This is a genomic window from Streptomyces sp. CRN 30, assembly GCF_034105845.1.
The window spans coordinates 1-5,362 of sequence record NZ_JAVRHI010000093.1 but is presented as its reverse complement, the minus strand read 5'-3'; the positions used below and the strand labels follow the sequence as shown (position 1 = coordinate 5,362).

The 5,362-nt window shown below is 74.0% G+C and carries 7 protein-coding genes; all 7 read right to left on the bottom strand.

Annotated features, from left to right (window positions below; all coding sequences use genetic code 11):
• Positions 1-1,232 (bottom strand): putative baseplate assembly protein (locus tag UW392_RS09150; RefSeq protein ID WP_320774396.1); only part of this gene is annotated, 1,232 nt, incomplete at its 3' end.
• Positions 1,232-1,651 (bottom strand): GPW/gp25 family protein, encoded by a 420-nt coding sequence (locus UW392_RS09145; RefSeq protein ID WP_320774395.1) that lies wholly within the window; start codon positions 1,649-1,651, stop codon positions 1,232-1,234. The genes UW392_RS09145 and UW392_RS09150, both read right to left, overlap by 1 nt.
• Entirely contained in the window at positions 1,651-1,968 is a 318-nt protein-coding gene (locus UW392_RS09140; RefSeq protein WP_320774394.1) for a PAAR domain-containing protein, read from the bottom strand. The genes UW392_RS09145 and UW392_RS09140 overlap by 1 nt, the downstream gene beginning before the upstream one ends.
• Positions 1,969-1,982: 14 nt before the next feature.
• The gene (locus UW392_RS09135; RefSeq protein WP_320774393.1) at positions 1,983-3,809 is read right to left on the bottom strand and encodes a VgrG-related protein; all 1,827 of its coding nucleotides are present in this window, start codon (positions 3,807-3,809) and stop codon (positions 1,983-1,985) included.
• Entirely contained in the window at positions 3,806-4,528 is a 723-nt protein-coding gene (locus UW392_RS09130; protein WP_320774392.1) for a LysM peptidoglycan-binding domain-containing protein, read from the bottom strand. Before UW392_RS09130 ends, UW392_RS09135 begins: the two co-directional genes overlap by 4 nt.
• Before the next feature lie 131 nt (positions 4,529-4,659).
• Positions 4,660-5,085 carry a phage tail protein gene (locus UW392_RS09125; protein ID WP_320774391.1) on the bottom strand — a complete coding sequence of 142 codons (426 nt, stop codon included), beginning with the start codon at positions 5,083-5,085 and terminating at the stop codon, positions 4,660-4,662.
• An 81-nt stretch (positions 5,086-5,166) separates the two neighbouring features.
• A partial coding sequence (locus UW392_RS09120; RefSeq protein WP_320774390.1) for a hypothetical protein occupies positions 5,167-5,362 on the bottom strand: 196 nt, incomplete at its 5' end.

Here is a 5,362-nt window from a genome sequence, read left to right as displayed (position 1 = left end):
TCAACCCCAACAAACTGGCGCTCGATCCGGCCGCGCGCGCGGTGGAAGGGCCGGTGGCGGACCACCCGCACCTGGGCGCCCTTGGGCGGCACGGCGCCGCACAGCCGCAGCGTGCCGTCGGGCTCGCGCAGCGCCGGGGGGAAGCCGAACTCGCCGGTGGCGGCGTCCACCCGGACGTGCCGGTCGCCGGGCCCGGAGCGGCCGAAGTGCTCCACCACCTCCCAGCGCTGCCACCCCTCGGCCGAGGACACCTCCACCACGGGCGGCTCACCGTCGAGGAGGACCGGCGGGCGGGTGAGCCGGAAGGTCTGCCCCGCCACCCCTTCCGAGGTGCCCAGCGGCACGTCGGTCACGGTCTCGGCGTGCTCCACCGCCATGGTGCCGCCCACGGTGAACACCGCCGCCTCCCGCACCGTCGGGGACTCCGAGTAGAAGGGCTGGCCCGGTTCCGCCTCGGTGACCCGGCAGCGCAGCCAGCCGGCCCGCGTCCCGCCGATCACCGACGCCGTGTGCCCGGCCGGCACGTGCACGATGATCTCGCCGGGCCGGTTCAGCCCGCCGGTGGTGTCGGTACCGGTCTCGCACACCTGCCAGCCGCCGCCGTCCCAGGCCTCCCACGCGAGCGGGGGCTGGCGCGGGTCCACGCCGACGCCCTCGACCCGGCTGTCCAGCCGCACCGCGACGATGCAGCGCGGCACCGCCGTCGGCAGTCCGAACAGCAGCGCGTCGCCCGGCTCCGGGGCCGCCTGGAAGCACGGGATGTCGTGGCCCTCGGCGAGCGTGCCGGTCCGGTCGGTCTGCTCACCGCCCCGCGGAGTGGTCACCAGACGCGTCAGTTCACTGGGCAGGATGTGCAGTTCGTCCGTGGTCGTGAACACCACGGGCTCGTCGCTCTCGCCGCGCGCGGTGGTCACCTCGGTGCCCGCGGGCAGCGCCACCGTGTCGGGCTGCGGCGCCGACAGCCAGAAGTCGACGTCGGCCCCGGCCGCGGTCGGCGGGAACAGGCGGATGCCGAGCAGGTCGAGGAAGGCGGTGTAGTTCTTGTCCGGCACCCGGTTCAGCCGGTACAGCAACTGGTCCACGAGGTAGGCGAAGGTCTCGATCAGGGTGACGCCCGGGTCGGAGACGTTGTGGTCGGTCCACTCCGGGGCGCGCTGCTGCACGTACCGCTTCGCCTCGTCGACGAGCTGCTGGAACCGCCGGTCGTCCAGGTTGGGGGAGGGCAGGGCCATCAGCCGGCACCCACTTCGGCGGCGCCCTCGTCGGGGATCGTGTAGAAGGGGAAGACCAGGTTGCGCCGGTCGTTGGTGGACCGCACGGTGTAGCGCACGTCGATGTAGAGGGTGCCGGCGTCGACCGTGTCGAAGGCGACCACCACCTCCTCCACCGCGATCCGCGGCTCCCACCGCTCCAGGGCCTCGCGCACCTGCCGGGCGACGGCTCCGGCGGTGGCGCCGTCACCGGGGGCGAAGACGTAGTCGTGGATGCCGCAGCCGAACTCGGGGCGCATGGGACGCTCGCCGGGCGCGGTGCCGAGCACCAGCCGGACCGCCTCCTCGATCTCCCGCTCCCGCTCGACCAGGGCGATCCCGCCGGTCGGCCCCACCCGCAGCGGGAACGCCCAGCCGCGGCCGATGAACCGCTCGCTCATCACAGACCACCGATCAGGACGTTCGGGGCGCCCGTCAGGATCATCGCGCCGCACGTGGTCCTGTCGCGGGCCCGCGCGGCCGGCAGTCCGCCGATGAGGACCGTGCCCCCGGCGGCCCCGGCGGGGTTCGGCAGGACCACGTTGGCCAGTGCCAGGGCCGCGTGCGGTGGCATCGGGCAGGTGATCAGGCTCCCGACGACGGCGGCGGGGCGCCCGCCGATCAGCACGCGTGCCACCGCCCGGGCGGCGGCGGGCGGCGGGGTGGCGACGGCACCGCCGTGGTCGGTGGGATCACCGGTACGGGCTGCGGCTGGCATGGGCTGCTCCTCACTCAGTTGATGTGGACGAACGCGGCCTTGAGGACGCCCTTCAGGCCGCCGTCGACGGTGGCGTCCGTCGTGCCCCTGACGGTCACCGAACGGCCGTTGACCCGCACCGTGTCCGTGGCGTCGATGTCCACCTTCCGGCCCTTCACGTTCACGGTGCCCTGCCTCGCGTCCAGCGTGATGCCGTCCTTGTCGAGCAGGACGGAGGTGAGGGGGCGGCCCCGTGCGGCGTACACCGTCAGCTCGATCCGGTCCCGCCGGTCGTCCAGGCGTACCTCGAGGCGCTCGTCACCGGTCAGCAGCCGCAGTCCGGAGGGTCCGGGGGCCGCCGCGTCCAGCAGCTCCACCCGGTGCCCCGAACGGGACACCACCGAACGGCGGTTGACCTTCCCGCTGGTGCCGTCGATCAGCGGGACGTCGTGCGGTGACGGCTCGTCCACGCCGTTGTACAGCCCGCCGATGACGTACGGGCTGTCCAGCAGGCCCTGTTCGAAGCCGACCAGGACCTCGTCGTTGACCTCCGGGCTCACCACGCCCCCGCCGCCCCTGCCGCCCCACTGCACGGTGCGCACCCAGTCCGTCGTGTAGGTGTCGTCCAGCCAGGGGAACCTCAGCTTCACCGCGCCGCGCTGGGCGCCGCCCGGTTCGCGCACGTCCGTCACCACGCCGATCGCCAGACCCGGGATGCGCGGGCCGCGGCCCGGTGCGTTGGCGCCGGTCACCAGGCCGGTCAGGGAACGGTCCGGGCTCGCGCTCACCCACACCGTCGTCCGGTACCCGCCGTGCGGCTCCAGCACGTGCCGTACCGCCGTCGCCGTGTACTTCCCCGAGAACGCCTTCCCGACGTTGCCCAGCGCCACCGGCTTGCCCGCCCGCAGCAGGGGGTTGCCCTCGGCCACCGCCTCCAGCTCGGCGAAGCCCGCGCCGACCTGGGCGGCCGTCGACTCGGCGACCGCGGTGGCCTCGGCCTGGGTGCGGTACGGGGTGTCGGTGACGGTCAGCTTCGACGAGGTGCCGAACCGGGCGGCGAGCGCCGGGCTCAGCCCAGGGAGGACCGTGTCGCTGTCCACCGACGGGTGCCGGGCCACCAGGGGCCGCTTGTTGGTGACGTCCCAGCCGCGCACCTCCACCCGGGACGCGCCGTCCGCGGCCGACAGCGAGGCCCGGAGCACCAGCAGGTTCCGCCCGTACTCCAGCACCATCGGGTCCCGGGTGGCCGAGGTCGACGGCGCGGGCGCCCCGGACGCCCGCTGCGGCCGGGTGAACTGCAGCAGCCCCTTGTCGTCGACGCGCACCTGCGCCCCGCTCTCGGCGGCCAGGTACTGCAGGAAGTCCCAGTCGGACACGTTGGCCTGCGAGAGCTGCTGGTAGGTGATCGGCGCAGCCTGTACGGTGCCGCAGGCCAGCCCGGCCCCCGCGGCCACCTCGCGGACGATGGCCGCCGCCGTCATGTTCCGGTACGCCACCACCTTGCGGCCCCGCTGGAGGCGGTGCGCCTTGGAGTAGGCGCGCACCACGGTGAAGGAGCCCGTGCGGTCGCGGTCCGCCTCCAGGGCCGTCACCTCGCCGTTGAACAGCCGTTCGCGCGCCTGCTCCTTGACGGTCACCACCGACACCCGCAGCGGGGTGCCGATGGTGATGCCGGTCGCCGTCAGGAACTCGTGGTCGGGGTCGCGGAAGGTGAGCACCGCCGCGTCGGGCAGGCCCACGTTCTCGTCCACCACACAGCTCACCAGCTGGGTGGCCCAGACGGGCGGCAGTTCGCCCGGCGTCTCCACGACGGGGTCCGCCGCGAACGACCGGCCGCCCCGTGCCGCATCGGATGTGCTCACCGCTCCTCCTCGCCCCCCGCGTCCCGCAGCCCCGGCACCACCAGTTCGGTGCCGGGCGCGAGCGCCATCGGGTCGTCGATCCCGTTCGCCTCCGCGATGGCCCGCCAGGCCGTCGGGTCCCCGTACTCCCGCCAGGCCAGCAGGGCCAGGCTGTCGCCCGCCACCACGGTGTGCGTGCTGCGGGCGGTGCGCGCGCCGGACGTCGGGTTCTGGCCCGGCGGGTCGACGCTCGCCTCCTCGATCGACAGCGAGCAGGTGGCACGCAGCGGCTTGCCGTCCACGTCGAACAGCGTGTACGACACCGACAGGCTCGACAGCACCCCGTCGAACGCGGTCGTCCGCGCGGTGCCCCACTCGAACCGCACCCACGGGCTGGCCGGCTTCTTCCGCCCCAGGCTGGCGGCGGTCGGCACGCAGGCTTTCATCAGCTTCTCCACCGCCTGCTCCACGGAGTTGTCGTGGGTGGCGGTCGCGTCCAGGAACACCTCCAGGCTCAGCGTGCGCGGTCCGCTGCCGACGAACTCGGGCAGTGCCGACTGCCCCGCCATCCGCGAGGGGCTGCGGCGCCACTCGGTGGTCTTGTTCAGCTGCAGGGTGGAGGGGTTGAACTGGAGGTTCAGCCGCTCGAGCGTCCCGCCGGGCTTCGCGCCGACCGAGGCGGGGGGCTCCTTCAGGGTCAGCTGGGCCCTGGCCCGACTGGAGCGGACCGCTGGGGACATGGCCGGGACTTCCTTTCCGGGGACGGTGACGGGACGGGGACGGGGACTGGGACGGGGACGAGGTCAGGGGCAGGGGATGGTGCGCGAGCGGGTGGGTCGGGTGTGCCGAGGCGCCGGGTGTGCCGGGTGTGTCAGGAGGGGCGCAACCCCTCGTGGGCGATCTCCAGGGTCTCCACCGCGGCCTGGGAGCTGCCGGGGTCGAAGGACGGGCCCTGCCAGCGCACGGGCACGATCCCGAAGACCTCCCAGCTGATGATCCGGGTCAGGTCCGGCTTCAGCGCCACGATCTCGCCGTCCTTGGGCTCCACCCGCTTCAGCGTCTCGTCCAGCCAGCGGGCGATCTTCGCCGTGTCGGCGGTGACCGGCCGGGTGAGCGTGATGTTCGACCAGGACACCCGCCCGGGCAGGTTCCAGGTGAAGCCGTTGTTGCCGCCCTCGGCGTAGGTCTCCATCTCGACCTCGGCGCCCATGCCCGAGCAGGTGTGGAACGCGCCCAGGTCGTTGCCGCCGATCGCGAGCCGGAAGAACACGCTCGTCGCGAAGATGCTGTCCGTCATTGGTCCGTCATCCGTTCCGTGCCCTCGTCCGTTCCGTGCCCTCGTCCGCCGCGCGCCCTGGCCCGCCTCGTGTCCGTCCCCTCAGCGGCGACCGTCGTGGGGGCGGCCCAGGCGATCCCTCCCGCGCCGCAGCTCGGCGCGGAGCAGCCTGGACACCGGGTCGATCAGGCGGCGCGCCAGGTCGTCCAGGTCCGGGCCGGCCTCCTGCGGTGCCCCGTCCTGCCGGTGCCGGGCCGCGGACCCGCCGGAGGCGGGCGGCGCGGAGGCCGACTGCGGC

Coding starts and splice junctions, on each gene's coding strand:
- UW392_RS09145 (WP_320774395.1), bottom strand. CDS start 1,651: ATGAGCGAGCGGTTCATCGGCCGCGGCTGGGCGTTCCCGCTGCGGGTG.
- UW392_RS09140 (WP_320774394.1), bottom strand. CDS start 1,968: ATGCCAGCCGCAGCCCGTACCGGTGATCCCACCGACCACGGCGGTGCC.
- UW392_RS09125 (WP_320774391.1), bottom strand. CDS start 5,085: ATGACGGACAGCATCTTCGCGACGAGCGTGTTCTTCCGGCTCGCGATC.
- UW392_RS09130 (WP_320774392.1), bottom strand. CDS start 4,528: ATGTCCCCAGCGGTCCGCTCCAGTCGGGCCAGGGCCCAGCTGACCCTG.